The sequence below is a fragment of the Mesorhizobium sp. YL-MeA3-2017 genome (assembly GCF_030814575.1).
Lineage (GTDB): Bacteria > Pseudomonadota > Alphaproteobacteria > Rhizobiales > Rhizobiaceae > Mesorhizobium > Mesorhizobium terrae.
Map to the genome: position 1 here is coordinate 4,963,156 of NZ_JAUSVH010000001.1, position 14,215 is coordinate 4,977,370.

The 14,215-nt window shown below is 64.7% G+C and carries 12 protein-coding genes; 5 read left to right on the forward strand and 7 right to left on the reverse strand.

Features of this window, described 5'->3' with window-relative positions; all coding sequences use genetic code 11:
• Positions 1-85 precede the first annotated feature (85 nt).
• Both QFZ88_RS23355 and QFZ88_RS23360 read right to left on the reverse strand, forming a co-directional pair.
• Positions 86-1,957 carry a RiPP maturation radical SAM C-methyltransferase gene (locus tag QFZ88_RS23355; RefSeq protein ID WP_024923863.1) on the reverse strand — a complete coding sequence of 624 codons (1,872 nt, stop codon included), beginning with the start codon at positions 1,955-1,957 and terminating at the stop codon, positions 86-88.
• Positions 1,958-2,084: 127 nt separating this feature from the next.
• Complete coding sequence (locus tag QFZ88_RS23360; RefSeq protein ID WP_137900408.1) at positions 2,085-2,342, reverse strand: hypothetical protein; 258 nt, start codon at positions 2,340-2,342, stop codon at positions 2,085-2,087.
• Positions 2,343-2,558: 216 nt separating this feature from the next.
• Between QFZ88_RS23360 and QFZ88_RS23365 the strand changes: the two genes are divergently transcribed.
• Together QFZ88_RS23365 and mfd are read left to right on the forward strand one after the other, a co-directional pair.
• Positions 2,559-2,861, forward strand: coding sequence for a succinate dehydrogenase assembly factor 2 (locus QFZ88_RS23365; RefSeq protein WP_024923861.1), 303 nt, complete (start codon positions 2,559-2,561; stop codon positions 2,859-2,861).
• Positions 2,862-2,880: 19 nt separating this feature from the next.
• Entirely contained in the window at positions 2,881-6,369 is a 3,489-nt protein-coding gene (gene mfd, locus QFZ88_RS23370) for a transcription-repair coupling factor (protein WP_024923860.1), read from the forward strand.
• 153 nt (positions 6,370-6,522) lie between these two features.
• Here mfd and QFZ88_RS23375 read toward each other — a convergent pair whose 3' ends face one another.
• Together QFZ88_RS23375 and QFZ88_RS23380 are read right to left on the reverse strand one after the other, a co-directional pair.
• The gene (locus QFZ88_RS23375) at positions 6,523-7,203 is read right to left on the reverse strand and encodes a DsbA family oxidoreductase (protein ID WP_024923859.1); all 681 of its coding nucleotides are present in this window, start codon (positions 7,201-7,203) and stop codon (positions 6,523-6,525) included.
• 34 nt (positions 7,204-7,237) lie between these two features.
• Positions 7,238-9,052 (reverse strand): extracellular solute-binding protein, encoded by a 1,815-nt coding sequence (locus tag QFZ88_RS23380; RefSeq protein ID WP_024923858.1) that lies wholly within the window; start codon positions 9,050-9,052, stop codon positions 7,238-7,240.
• A gap of 219 nt (positions 9,053-9,271) precedes the next feature.
• Between QFZ88_RS23380 and QFZ88_RS23385 the strand changes: the two genes are divergently transcribed.
• Together QFZ88_RS23385 and QFZ88_RS23390 are read left to right on the forward strand one after the other, a co-directional pair.
• On the forward strand, positions 9,272-9,895 hold the full coding sequence (locus tag QFZ88_RS23385) for an invasion associated locus B family protein (RefSeq protein ID WP_024923857.1): 624 nt from the start codon (positions 9,272-9,274) through the stop codon (positions 9,893-9,895).
• Positions 9,896-10,082: 187 nt separating this feature from the next.
• On the forward strand, positions 10,083-11,135 hold the full coding sequence (locus QFZ88_RS23390) for a glycerophosphodiester phosphodiesterase family protein (protein WP_024923856.1): 1,053 nt from the start codon (positions 10,083-10,085) through the stop codon (positions 11,133-11,135).
• 56 nt (positions 11,136-11,191) lie between these two features.
• On the opposite strand, the gene QFZ88_RS23395 is transcribed toward QFZ88_RS23390, so the two are convergent.
• Together QFZ88_RS23395 and choX are read right to left on the reverse strand one after the other, a co-directional pair.
• On the reverse strand, positions 11,192-12,001 hold the full coding sequence (locus QFZ88_RS23395; RefSeq protein WP_024923855.1) for an alpha/beta fold hydrolase: 810 nt from the start codon (positions 11,999-12,001) through the stop codon (positions 11,192-11,194).
• The gene (choX, locus tag QFZ88_RS23400) at positions 11,998-12,927 is read right to left on the reverse strand and encodes a choline ABC transporter substrate-binding protein (RefSeq protein ID WP_024923854.1); all 930 of its coding nucleotides are present in this window, start codon (positions 12,925-12,927) and stop codon (positions 11,998-12,000) included. The genes QFZ88_RS23395 and choX overlap by 4 nt, the downstream gene beginning before the upstream one ends.
• Before the next feature lie 88 nt (positions 12,928-13,015).
• On the opposite strand from choX, the gene betI reads away from it, so the two are divergent.
• A complete protein-coding gene (gene betI / locus QFZ88_RS23405; protein ID WP_024923853.1) occupies positions 13,016-13,624 on the forward strand; it encodes a choline-responsive transcriptional repressor BetI in 609 nt (202 codons plus the stop codon).
• 112 nt (positions 13,625-13,736) lie between these two features.
• Here betI and rpsI read toward each other — a convergent pair whose 3' ends face one another.
• The gene (rpsI, locus tag QFZ88_RS23410; RefSeq protein WP_024923852.1) at positions 13,737-14,213 is read right to left on the reverse strand and encodes a 30S ribosomal protein S9; all 477 of its coding nucleotides are present in this window, start codon (positions 14,211-14,213) and stop codon (positions 13,737-13,739) included.
• Positions 14,214-14,215 lie beyond the last annotated feature (2 nt).

A 14,215-nucleotide genomic window follows, 5' to 3' on the forward strand; every position in this document is an offset into this window, starting at 1 on the left:
AACCCGCTGTTTGCGCAAGCCGTATGCAGCCGGCACCACAGGGAACTGCAAGTGGGGCCGACTGTCCGTCGCCGACAGGGTTCTATCATGGTGCTGTCGCTCCCTTGGGCATCACGAACCCTGTCTGCGTCGGACCAGCCGAAGCTGGGTCGCATCTGCCCGCGCCGGCCCGCGTTTCAAACCGCTCCAACAGATTTTCGGACGCGGTTGCCAGCGGCAACAGCAGCCCGTGGTCGTCGTGCAGATAGCCCCAATCCAGTGCGCGCTTCAAAACGGCGTCCTCTCCGATCCCGGAGAGATAAGCCGCCATGGTTGCCTCGTTGAGGATTTCGGCGTCGACATGGGCGCAGGCGCGGGTGTCGATCATCAAATAACGGCCGGGCGACAGGTCGAGAACGCACAAAACCGGCATGGTGCGGTCCGGCGCCCACGCCGCCTTCCAGGCCGCGACGCCGTCGCCCAGACGCCGGGCAAGGTCGGGTCTTCGCCTCAGGCTGGAATCGTAGTCGCCGATGAAATGATAGGCCATGTCGTCGGCGCGTTCGATCGCCGGGAAGGCCAGCCCGTAGGCCGGTATGGGACGGACATTGGTGATCTTGTAGTCGTCCCGCTTGTCGAAATACGGACTGAACCGTTCGATGCTGAGCTGGCCGACCCCTACCGGCGGCTGCAGGTGTTGGAGCAGCGGGATCAGCTTGGCGGTCGCTTCATAAGCGGCGTCCTCGTCGCCGGGGAAATCGGTCAGCAGGTTCCATGCCGCCTCAATGCCCAGCGCACGGGCAAAACGCAGGCAGTCGAGGTTGATCTTGAGTGTGCTGCCCTTGCGCATCAGTTTCAGCACCGAGGTCGCAAGCGATTCGATGCCGGGCTGGATGCGCTCGACCCCCGCCGACTTCAGCAGTTTCATCTTCTGGAAGGAAAGATTGGCCTTCTGCTCGTAGAAGATGCCGACCTTGTTCTCGGCCTTGGCCAGCTCCGGCAAAAGGGTCGAGAAATAGGAATGGGGCATGATGTTGTCGACCATCATGATCCGCGTCGCCTTGTGCCGGGCGACCAGTTCGGTGAGCTCGCTGAATGCCTTCTCGGCCGACTTCTGGCGGTGCTGCATGCCGTTCGCGTTGAGGCCGCAGAAGGTGCAATGCTGCTTCGCCCCCCACCAGCAGCCGCGGCTGGTTTCGTAGGGCAGCCAGATTTCTTCGGGGCGCAACCCGTCGGGATGGATGTCGCAGCCCACGGTCTGCGCCAGCTGCGTGAAATAGTCGTCATAGTCGGGCGTCGGCGATTCATCGAGCGCTTCCAGCGGCTCGCCCCGGATGATCCTGTCCGGGGTCGGCTTCGCCTCATGCAGGCCGTCGAGGAAATTCACGAAGGTGACATCGCTCTCGCCCGAGAAGATGTGGTCGATCGAGCCTGCGAGCGGCTGGATGCCTTCCGACATGATGCCGTCGACATTGGCGCCGCCGAGCAGGAAGATTTTGTCCGGCGCGGCCGCCTTGGTTCGCTTAGCGATCGATAGTGCCGCCAGCGTCTGCTCGAAGACGGTGCTGAAGCCGACGATCCGCGCCGGCATCTTCGCCAGATTGTCGGCAAAGGCATCGGTCCATTGCTCGGCCGCATTCTGCAGCCAGTCGAGCGTGACGACCGACGGACCGGTCGCGTCGGCGATGGCGCGTTCGACCTCGGGTTCCATGCGGCGGTCCGCCCGCGCTCCGAACATGGCACGGGCAAAGATCCGCTCCCCGATCAGGAGCCCGGTGGGCGTTCCGCAAAGTTTCTGGTAGCGCCGCACCCCGATGCGGCCGGCAAAAGAGAGGTTGGCGTAGAGAACCTTTGCCCGGTAGCCGGCCTGTTCGGCGCGCGCCGCGATCACATGGGGCCCGAGTGCCGGCCGGTCGGGGCTGGCGAAGGGCGGCACGATCACCAGGATGTCGGCCATTCTATAGTCAGCGTCGAACATTGTGCACCTGCGCGGTTTTTGGCGAAGCCTTCCGCACCGGCTGGCGGCGCGGAAGGCTTGGGACGACGGACGGATGCCGGGTTCTCTTGACCTGGCCGGAATTTCGCCGGCCAGGCTTAAGCGTCGGTCAGAACTTGACGCCGACCGACACGGTGACTTCGGTTTCAGCGGCCGCCGACCCCGCCAAGCCGCCACCGGGGCGCGCTCTCAGCTTTTCGACTTCGCGTGAAAGCCGTGATGCCTCGGCGTCGGAAATGACCAGGCCCTTGGCCTTCAGGGCCTTGGACGGGTCGCTGATAAAACTGTCGCCGAACTTGACGTCTGTGCTTTTCAAGCTGGAAACAGCGGTCTTACTGGGTGTCTTGATGGTGGTTGCCTTGACCATGTTCATACTCCCTGTTGCTGTGAGACGGATGCGGCTGATTTGCTGGCGCAGATGACCAGAAAATCGCCGGCACGACTGTGAGCGCGGTCACAGTCGGCCTGCCAAGCGGCCGATTGGGCAGTTGCTGGCATGAGCCGTACGCGGTCAGGCGTTGCGAGGCTGACACCGCCTCCTATCCACGCTATATCGCCCCTGCCAGTGAGGGACGCCGCCACCATGACCGCAACGACAGCATTGAATGCAGAGCGGACGAACGAGCATCTGGACCCGCGCCGCAAGAAACTTCTGTTCCGTTCCTGGCATCGCGGCATGCTTGAGGTGGACCTGATTCTCGGCAACTTCGCGGAGCGCGAGATCGCCGCCTTGACCGCCGACGAGATTGACCAATATGAAAGGCTCCTCGAAATCTCCGATACGGTGCTGATGCCCTGGCTGACCGGTGGCGAGCCGGTGCCGGCCGATACCGGATTGCCGATCCTGCAAAAGATCCTGGCGTCGCGCCAAACGATCGAATTCTAAGCCCGACATTGAAACGACCATGGTTCTGATCCCCAAAATCGGTCTGCCGAAGGGCCGCGCTACTTCCCTTATCGTCGACGGCGTCGCCGACGGCTTCGAGGCCTTCGCGCTGGTGCAGGCGGCGAGCGAGATCGCGCCCGACGGCCCGGTGCTGTTCGTGGCCCGCGACGGTCAACGCCTGCCGACCATCGTCGAGGCGCTTGCCTTCGCCGCGCCCGGCCTGCCGGTGCTCGAACTGCCGGCCTGGGACTGTTTGCCCTATGATCGCGTCTCGCCCGGCTCCGACGCCGCCGCGCGCCGGCTGGATGCACTGGCGGCGATGGTTGCTCTGGCGCGCAAACCGCACCGTGCCATCGTGCTCACCACCGTCAACGCCCTGTTGCAGCGCATGCCGCCGGCCGAACTGCTGGAAGCCCAGACCTTCCATGCCCGTCCCGGCAACCAGGTCGACATGAACAAGCTGATCTCGCGGCTGGAGAATTCCGGCTTCGAGCGCGTGCCGACGGTGCGCGATGTCGGCGAATTCGCGGTTCGCGGCGGTATTCTTGACCTCTACGCGCCGGGCTGGAGCGAAGGGCTGCGCCTCGATTTCTTCGGCGACACGCTGGAATCGATCCGCAGCTTCGATGTCGCCAGCCAGCGCACCAGCGGCCAGCGCAAGTCGATGTCGCTGCAGGCGATGAGCGAGGTGGCGCTGACGCCGGAAACCATCAGCCGCTTCCGCCGTTCCTACATCGAAGCTTTCGGCGCCCCGTCGCGCGACGACGGGCTTTACGCGGCGGTCTCGGAGGGACGTCGTTTCGCCGGCATGGAGCACTGGCTGCCGTTCTTCTACGAGCGGCTGGAAACGGTCTTCGACTACCTGCCAGACGCGCCGGTGGTGTTCGATCACCTTGCGCACGAAGCGCTGAGCGAGCGGCACGACCTGATCGTCGATCACTACGAGGCACGCCGCAAGCAGGCCGACGCGGCGCTGAAGGACGCGGTTCCCTATAAGCCGGTGGCGCCGGGGCTGATGTATCTGGCGCCCGACGATGTGAAGGCCGCGACCGGCGAACGCGAGGCGATCGAGTTCACGCCTTTCGACGCGCCGGACGCCGGCGGCCGCAAGGTATTCCACGCCGGCTCGCGCGCCGGCCGCTCTTTCGCCGAGGAGCGTGCCGACCCCAACGCCAATGTCTTCGACGTGGCGGTCAAGCACATCGCCGAGGAACGCGCCGCCAAACGCCGCGTCGTCGTCGCCGGCTGGACCGAAGGCTCGCTCGACCGTCTCGGCCAGATCCTGGCCGAACATCATCTCGGCAATTTCAAGCCGGTCGCGTCGCTGGCCGAGGTTGAAAAACTGGCGCCGGGCGAGGCGGCTCTCGCCGTGCTGCCGCTGGAGACCGGCTTCGAGACCGACGCGCTCGTCGTCGTCGCGGAGCAGGACATTCTGGGCGACCGCCTGGTGCGGCGCTCCAAGCGCAAGAAGCGCGCCGCCGATTTCATCGCCGAGGCCGCTTCGCTGTCGCATGGCGATATCGTCGTCCATGCCGACCACGGCATCGGCCGCTTCGTCGGCCTGAAGACCATCGAGGCCGCCGGCGCCCCGCACGACTGCCTCGAAATCCGCTATGCCGGCGACGACCGGCTGTTCCTGCCGGTCGAGAACATCGAGCTTCTGTCGCGCTACGGCTCGGATTCGGCGGAAGCCACGCTCGACAAGTTGGGCGGCGGCGCCTGGCAGGCGCGCAAGGCGAAGCTGAAGCGCCGCCTGCTCGACATGGCTGGCCAGTTGATCCGCATCGCCGCCGAGCGCCAGATGCGCGCCGCGCCCGCCATGGTTCCGGCCGACGGGCTCTATGACGAGTTCGCCGCGCGCTTCCCCTATGAGGAGACCGACGACCAGCAGTCGGCCATCGACGCCGTCACCGAGGATTTGTCCGCCGGCCGCCCGATGGATCGCCTCATCTGCGGCGACGTCGGCTTCGGCAAGACCGAGGTGGCGCTGCGCGCCGCCTTCATCGCCGCCATGGAAGGTTTCCAGGTGGCGGTGGTGGTGCCGACCACGCTTCTGTCGCGCCAGCATTTCAAGACCTTCTCGCAGCGCTTCTCCGGCCTGCCGGTCAAGATGCGCCAGGCCTCGCGGCTGGTCGGCGCCAAGGAACTGGCCGAGACCAAGAAGGGCATCGCCGACGGCACCGTCGACATCGTCGTTGGCACCCATGCGCTGCTCGGCTCGGCAATCTCCTTCAAGAGCCTCGGTCTTTTGATCGTCGACGAGGAGCAGCATTTCGGCGTCAAGCACAAGGAACGCCTGAAGGAACTGAAGAGCGATGTGCATGTGCTGACGCTGTCGGCGACGCCCATTCCGCGCACGCTGCAACTGGCGCTGACCGGGGTGCGCGAACTGTCGCTGATCGCCACGCCGCCGGTCGACCGCATGGCGGTGCGCACTTTCATCTCGCCCTTCGACCCGCTGGTCATCCGCGAGACGCTGCTGCGCGAGCGTTATCGCGGCGGCCATTCTTTCTACGTCGTGCCGCGCATTTCGGATCTGTCGGAAATCCAGGATTTCCTCAAGGCTGAGGTGCCGGAACTGAAGGTGGCCGTCGCCCACGGCCAGATGCCGCCCGGCGAACTCGACGACATCATGAACGCCTTCTACGATGGCCAGTACGACGTGCTGCTCTCCACCACCATCGTGGAATCCGGCCTCGACATCCCGACCGCCAACACGCTGATCGTGCACCGGGCCGACATGTTCGGCCTGGCGCAGCTCTACCAGCTCCGGGGCCGTGTCGGCCGCTCCAAGGTGCGCGCCTATGCGCTGTTCTCGCTGCCCGCGAACAAGAAGCTGACCGACACCGCCGACCGCCGCCTGAAGGTGCTGCAGTCGCTGGACACGCTCGGCGCCGGCTTCCAGCTCGCCAGCCACGACCTCGACATCCGCGGCGCCGGCAATCTGCTCGGCGAAGAGCAGTCCGGCCACATCAAGGAGGTCGGCTTCGAACTCTACCAGCAGATGCTGGAGGAGGCGGTGGCCGAGGTGAAGGACAGCGGCGAGGTGGCCGACACCGGCTGGTCGCCGCAGATCACCGTCGGCACCGCCGTGATGATCCCGGAAAGCTATGTGCCGGACTTGCAGCTCAGGCTGGCGCTCTACCGCCGCCTCGGCGACCTTGAGACCACCGAGGAGATCGACGGTTTCGGCGCCGAGCTGATCGACCGTTTCGGCCCGTTGCCGGAAGAGGTGAAGCACCTGCTGAAGATCGTCTTCATCAAGGTTCTGTGCCGCCGGGCCAATGTCGAGAAGCTCGATGCCGGGCCGAAGGGCGTGGTCGTGCAGTTCCGCAAGAAGGAGTTCTCCAACCCGGCCGGGCTGGTGCGCTTCATCGGCGAGCAGGGCTCCCTGGCCAAGATCAGGCCGGACCAGAGTGTCGTCTTCATCCGCGATTGGCCGACGGCCGAAAAGCGCCTGGCAGGTTCCGCCGTGGTGATGACGCAACTGGCGAAGCTGGTAGCGTAGAACATCCGGTCGTCATTCCGGGCAAGCGAGGCGAAGCCGAGCGCCGACCCGGAATCCATTGGGAAGCGCGGCCGGGACCTGGATTCGCGTGGGCCGCCGAGAAATATGGCACGGTGATCCGCGTTGGCCGGCGGCATTCATATGCCGGGGCGGTTACCCCGCCTTGTCGAGCTCGCCGCGTGCCTTGGCGGCGGCCACCTGCCGGATCGCGTCGGCGATCGTTTCGGTGTCCTGCGCGCCCATCACCGCATAACGCTCCTCGATCAGGAAACACGGCACACCGGTAATGCCCATGCGCGCGGCGGTGGCGATCTCGGTGCGCACGGCTTCGACATCGGCGTCGGTCGGCAACAGCGTTTCCACGACGGAGGCGTCCATGCCCGCCTCGCGCGCGGCCGCGATCAGCACCTGATGGTCGCCGGTGTTTTCGCCGCGCTCGAAATAGGCGCCGAACAGGCCGGTCACCAGCCGGTTCTGCACGGCCTCGCCGACCGGCCCGGCCCAGCGGATGACGCGATGGGCATCGAGCGTGTTGGGTGCCACCTTGATGGCGTCGAAGTCGAAAGAGATGCCTTCCGCGGCGCCGAGCGAAACGAGGTTGGCGTGAATTTGTTTGAGCCGGTCGCCGTCGCCAAACTTCGCCTGCATATAGGCCTTGCGGTCCTTGCCTTCCGCCGGAATGGTCGGGTCGAGCTGGAAGGGTCGCCAGCGCACCGTGACATCGACATCCTTCACCGCTTCGATCGCCTGCTCCAGCCGTTTCTGGCCGAGGAAGCACCAGGGGCAGACGACGTCCGACACGACATCGATGGTCAGGGAGGTTGTCTCGCTCATCCTCGATCCTTTCGGCAACTCAGTTCGGCCCAGCTCAGTTCGGCTTACGCCACCACACCGGCAACTGGTAGCCGAACAGCGCTGTCGCCTTGGGGTGATCCAGGTAGTTCCAATAGGCGATCCACTGCTCGGCATTGTATTGCATCGGCACCATATAGTTGCCCGAGATCAGCAGCCTGTCGAGCACGCGCACCGCGGCGACGAAATCTTCCTTGCTGTGAGCGTTCAGCATGGCGTTGATCGCCGCGTCCACCGCCGGGTCGGCGACGCCGGCAAGGTTGAACGAACCGTCGACCTTGGCCGCGGCCGAACCCCAGCGCATGGTCTGCTCGATGCCGGGCGAAAGCGAATTGTTGAAGCCGCTGGCCCCGATCAGCGACTCGAAATCGTAGCGCTGCTTGCGCGACTGGATCTGGTCGCCGTCCAGCGCGCGGATGGTCACCGCGATGCCGATCTTGGCGAGCGTGCGCTGGTAGAGCGCGGCCAACCGCTCCTCGTCCTGCGAAGCGGTGATGATCTCGAAGCCGAAGGGGTGGCCCTGCGCGTCGAGCATCTGGCCGTTCTCGATGTGATAGCCCTGCGTCTTGAACAGGTCGAAGGCGGCCTTCAGCACCTTGCGGTCCTGTCCCGAGCCGTCAGTGACGGGCGGACGCCAGCTGCCGTCCATGACGTCCGGCGGCACGCGGCCGGGGAAGGGTGCCAGAAGCGCTTTTTCCTTGTCGGAGGCCGGGTGGCCGAGCGCCGACAACTCCGACCCCTGCCAGTAACTCATGGTGCGGGTGTAGCGGCCGTTGAACAGATTCTTGTTGGCCCATTCGAAGTCGTAGAGCATGCCGAGCGCGCGGCGCACCTCAGGGTTGGAGAATTTCGCCAGCCTGGTGTTGAACAGGAAGCCGGTGACCACCGGCGGAATGCCGGTCTTGAAGGTTTCCGCCACCACGTCGCCGCGCTTGAAGGCGGGAAAGTCCATGTCGCGCTCGCGCTTGACCGGGTCGCTCTCGGTGTTGACGGCGCAGATGCCTTTCTTGAACGCCTCGAGCTGGGCATTGGCGTTCAGGAAATATTCGATGGTGATCTGGTCGAAATTGTCGAAGCCGCGCTTGGAGGGGATGTCCTTGCCCCAGTAGTCGGGGTTGCGCTTGAACACGATGCGCTGCCCGGGCGCCACCTGCGCCACGGTATAGGGACCGGAGCCGACCAGCGGCTTCAGCGTGGTCTGGTCGAACGTGTCCTTGTTGAAGGCGTGTTTGGGGATGATCGGCGTCAGCGCGATGATCAGCGGGAATTCGCGGTCGGACTGGTCGTTGAAGGTGAAGCGCACGCTGCGCTCGCCCGTCTTCTCCAGCTTGGCGATCTTCTTCATGCGGTCGGAATAGGGCGGGCGGCCCTTTTCAGTGAAGACGTTGTAGCTGAACAGAACGTCTTCCGGCGTCACCGGCTGGCCGTCCGACCATTTGGCCTTGGGGTCGAGGTGGAATTCGATCGACTTGCGGTCCTCGCTCATATCGGCGGTGTCGGCTAGCAGGCCGTAGAGGCCGAACGGCTCGTCGTAATTGCGCTGCATCAGCGGCTCGAAGACGAGGTTTCCGTAGACCGTGTCGATCATGCCGCGCGCGGTGGTGCGCAGACTCTTGATGATGAACGGGTTGAGATTGTCGAACGAGCCGACCACGCAATAGGTGACATTGCCGCCCTTCGGCGCTTCGGGGTCGGCATAGGGGAAATGCGTGTAGCCGGCTGGCAGTTCCGGCTCGCCCTGCATGGCGATGCCGTGTTTTGGCTCGGCCTGGGCAAGTGCGCTGCCGAGCAGAAGAAACGCGGCGGTCAGCCAGGGAAACGAGCGGCTCATGCCGTATCCTCGAACGAGATTGTGTGATTCGGGACGCAACCTAGCATGAGCTGTGGCCGTACCGTGGTCATAGCCAAGAAATACGGTCGTTGGGCTGGATTCGGCTGCAATGCCGGTGTAACACGCCGACCAAGCCATTCTGTTGCCTCATTTGGGCAAGAGGTAGCACGCCAAAGGGCCGAAGGCCGCTCGGGGATCACGTTAGAGGAATTCCATCATATGATGAGCTTGAACAGCAAAGCTTTCCGCCTCCCGCTCATGGTTGCCGGCGTCGCCGGTGTGCTGGGTGCTGGCGTTCCGGCTGCATCCGCCCAGCAGCAGATCCCGCAGGGTTGGTTCAAGGCCTGCACCAAGCAGGAAGACGTCGACATCTGCAACGTGCAGAACATCACCACCGCCAACAACGGCCAGCTGATCACCGGCGTCAGCCTGATCGACCTGCGCGGCAAGGTGAACCGCAAGGTGTTCCAGGTCACCGTGCCGACCGGCCGTCTGGTGCCTCCCGGCATCGGCCTGCAAATCGACGCCGGCAAGGCGCAGAAGCTTGACTATGTCATCTGCTTCCCGGACCGCTGCGTGGCCGAAGTGCCGCTGACCGACCAACTGGTTTCGTCCTTCAAGAAGGGCCAGCAGATCACGCTGACCTCGATCAATTTCCAGAACCAGCCGAACCCGATCAAGATTTCGCTGGCTGGCTTCGGCACCGCCTTCGACGGCCCGGCCATGCAGCAGTCCGACATCGAGGACCGCCAGAAGAAGCTCCAGGAGTTCGTCAACAAGAACAACCAGGACTTCTCCAAGAAGCTCAAGGAAGAGCAGGACAAGGCCAAGACCGCCAACTGATCGTCTTCCAGGGCGCCTGAACGCCCGGTAGAGAATTCGAAAAAGCCCCGCTTCGGCGGGGCTTTTTTGTTGGCCTGGCGGCGATGCGGGTTCCTGGCCACGTCTTTCGCAAGCCGGCTTCGTTCACGGCGCCGTCATGGCGGGCCGCTATTGCGGCGCCGACTGGTCCGGCACGGAGCGATTCTCAATGCGGATGGCGTGGTTGGGCGCGGCGGTGGCCGCGATGCTGGCGGCTTTTCCCGCGGTGGCGGCCGACACCGGCCGTGCCGCGCAGATCCTGGAGCGGCTGCACAACGCCAACCAGTGGCGCGACCATGTCATGGTCGTCGCCCATCGCTCCGGCGGGCTGCAGGCCGGTAAGGCACGGTTCCCGGAAAATTCGCTGGCCGCCGTCGAGGATGCAATCGCCGCTGGCGCCGAGATGGTCGAGGTCGATGTCCGTCGCTCGAAGGACGGCGTGCTGGTGATCATGCACGACAGCTGGCTCGACCGCACGACCACCTGCAACGGCGAGGTGGCGGAACGCACGCTGACCGAAATAAAGACATGCCGGCTGGTGATCGAGGCCGGCCGCGTCGCCACGCCAGAGACCGTCTCGACGCTACGCGAATTCCTATCGGCGACCCGGGGCCGCATCCTGGTCAATGTCGACAACAAGCTGGGCACCGAGGCGCTGCCGGCGATCATCGCCGAGGCGCGCGACCTCGGCATGGCCAATGAGGTCGTGGTCAAGGAAAACATCTGGAACGACGCCCGCATCGCCGAGGTGGGCGCGGCGTTGAAGGCGGCGGGACGCGGTTTTCAGTTCATGCCGATCGTTGCCGACGATGCCGTGCGCGATCCGGTTTTCGTCGCCAAGGTCGCCGGCGCCTTCGCCGTCGATGCGATCGAGCTGATCAACTGGCGCAACGGTGCCGAAAGGCTGACCGAAACCGGCGGCGCGCTGTTTTCGACAAAAGTGCGGGCGGCGGCCGTGCGCGGCGACTGGCATCTGTGGGCCGACACCTACGCCATCCTGAACAAGCCGGGCGGCTCTCTTGCCGGCGGGCGCGGCGACGAACTGGCGGTGGCGGCCAGCCTGCCGGCCGAGAGCTGGGGTTTCTGGGCCGAGCGCGGCGCCACCATCATCCAGACCGACGAGCCGCGCGCGGCGATCGAATGGCTGACCGCCAACGGCTATCGCGTGCCCTATGGCATGGCGCGACCGCAAATGCCGACGACGACGGCGAGCATCAACTGAGATCATCGTCCGGGGCGTAAGCACCATGGGCTTCGGTCATGGCAGCAGGGGGTGTTCTATACCGTGGCCGGAAATGCCTGCGTGATGGCCGCTGCCACCCGTTTCGGCGAATCCCAGTGCGGGTTGTGCCCGCAATCCGCAAGACGCATCGCCACCGCATCAGGAAACGCGGCCGCCAGCGCTTCGTGATGCGCCTTGCTGAACAGATCGTCGTCCGCGCCGCTGATGATCAGGACCGGCATGTCGATGCGCGACGCCTGTTCGGTCAGGTCGCAGTCGCGCAGAGCCTGCAGGATGGCACGCCACCTGTGCGCCGGCATGGCGGCGGCCTCCTCGGCCAGTCGCGCCAGAAATGTCTCAGGCACGCCTGGATGGCAGTGATGCCAAAGCTCGAAGAACGGAGCGTTCGGGTCGATAGGGTCGCGCAACGCGTTCACCCCAACGACGACCGGGTGATCATCGGCGAGTTCGGGCTGCAACGTTGCCGCCAGCAGGACGAGCCCTGCGAACGCTCCAGGTCGGGTTGCCGCCAGTTCGATCGCGACCATCGATCCGAGCGAATGTCCGACCAGCACGGCCGGCTCCATGTCCAGGGCGGTCATGAAGGCCGACATCTGCCGGGCGAGATCGGCTGGCGTCCAGCCATCATGGCCTGGCGCCGAGCCGCCATGGCCGGGCAGGTCCGCGATGATGAGGCGACGGCCCGCCAGTTGCGAGGTAATGAGCGAAAAGCTGCGGCTGCTGTCGGTAAAACCGTGCAGCAAGAGCAGCGGCGGGCCGGCCCCCTCGAATTCGACATAGGCGATGCGGGCACCGCCAGCGTCGACGAAGCGCTTGCGGCCCAGCCACGCGTCAGTGCCTGTCATAGGCCAAGCTTCGCCTTCACCGCGGCCAGTGCCGGCTGGCCGTCGAACGTGGTCACGCCGGCAAGCCAGGTCTCGAGCAGTGCAGGGTTCGCGGCGATCGCCTTGCGGCCCGCGGCGGTTGGCGCCATGCCGTCATTGATGAGGTAGCCCATGCCGGCATTTTCCAGCGCCACATTGAATGTCAGGTTCGTCAGCAATTTCGTGACGTTCGGGCAGGCGGCGGCATAGCCCTTTCGGGTCTGGGTGGAGACCGTCGCGGCGCCCAAATCGGGGCCGTAGAACTTGTCGCCTCCGGTCAGATAGCGCAGGTCGTAGCTGACATTCATCGGATGCGGCGCCCAGCCCTGAAAGACGATGAACTGCTTTTCCTTGATCTTGTAGCCGACCTCCGAGAGCATGCCGGCTTCGCTGGACTCCACCACTTCCCAGCTCGCGAGTTCCAGCGTGGGATCGGCAATGGCATCCATCATCAGCTGGTTGGAGCCGGGTTCGATGCCGTACATCTTGCGGCCGAACTTGTCGGCGAATTTGTGCAGATCCTTGAAATCCCGGACCCCTGCATCCCAGACATAGGCCGGCACGGCGAATGTGTATTTCGCCCCGACGAGGTTGAGCTTCAGGGTCTCGACCGAGCCGTCCTCCTTGTAGGGCTTGTAGTAGGTCACCATGGCCGGGTCCCAGTAGCCGAGGAACACGTCCAGGTCGTTGTTCTTCATGCCTTCGTAGATGACGTTGATGCCCAGCACATCGCTCTTCGGCTCATAGCCCAGGGCTTCGAACAGGACATGGGCCACGCCGGTGGTGAAGGCGAGGTCGTTCCAGCCGGGTTCCGCCATGCGAACCGCCTTGCATCCGGCGGGATCGGCGGCGTGGGCCTCGGTGGCGACGCCGCAGGCGATCAAGACGATGATGGCGAAGTTCCGCATGTCGAGCGCTCCCATTATCCGTTTGGTATGATTATTGACCCATGGGACAATAATTGATCTGGAGGGGCAGAAATGTCAATCTCGATTCATGCATGATCGTCCAGCCAGACTCACCCGCATCAGCGAGATCCGCCGCAAGGAACTGCGGCAGGCAGCCTTTGCCGTTCTGCAAAAGGAGGGGGTGGCAGGCATGACGCTGGAAAAGGTTGCCAGCCACGCCGGTGCCTCGAAGGGCATCGTCCTGCACTACTTCCGCAAGAAGCAGGAACTCTTCGAGCACACCATGCGCGAGGCCAACGCCGCACTTCGCGATGCGGTCGTGGCGCGGCTGAAACGCGCGCGCACACCCATGGAGCGGCTCGAGGCGGTGATCGACGGCAATTTCGAGCCCGAGCTGTTCCAGCCGCCGACCTGTCACGCCTGGCTGTCGCTGTGTGCCGAGGTGCCGCGCGACGAAAAGCTGAAGCGCATCCAGAAGGTCATTCATGCCCGCATGCATTCAAACCTGATGTCGGGGCTGTCTCGTCTTGTGGCGCCTGAACAGGCGCGGGACATCGCCCTCGGTATCAGCGCCCTGATCGATGGGCTGTGGCTGCGCCTTGGCCTGGAGGCGGGCAGTGTCGACCGCGACACGGCTGTCGCACAGGTGAGGGGCTATCTCGATTTGCGGCTGAGGGCTCTGTCCGCGCCTGTCTGACGAACTGTCGTGGCATTGGCGCAATGGTGTCGCCGGGTGATTGGCTAGCCACCAGCCCAAACAAAAAAGGCCGCCCGGAGGCGGCCTTTTCGTATTCGGTTCCGAAAAGCGCTTAGCGCTTCGAGAACTGGAACGAACGACGGGCCTTGGCCTTGCCGTACTTCTTACGCTCGACAGTACGGCTGTCGCGGGTCAGGAAGCCGCCCTTCTTGAGCACGCCGCGCAGCGCCGGCTCGTAATAGGTCAGCGCCTTGGAGATGCCGTGACGCACGGCACCGGCCTGGCCGGAGAGGCCGCCGCCGGTGACGGTGGCGATGATGTCGTACTGGCCGGCGCGGTTGGCCGCGATGATCGGCTGGTTGAGGATCATCTGCAGGACCGGACGGGCGAAGTAAGCGCCGAATTCCTTGTCGTTGACAGTGATCTTGCCGGAGCCGGGCTTCACCCAGACGCGGGCGATGGCGTCCTTGCGCTTGCCGGTGGCATAGGCGCGGCCCGACTTGTCGAGCTTCTGGACGTGGACCGGAGCAGCCGGCTGCGCGGTCTGCGCGACGGTGCCGAGTTCTGCGAGCGAGGAAAGCTCAGCCATTA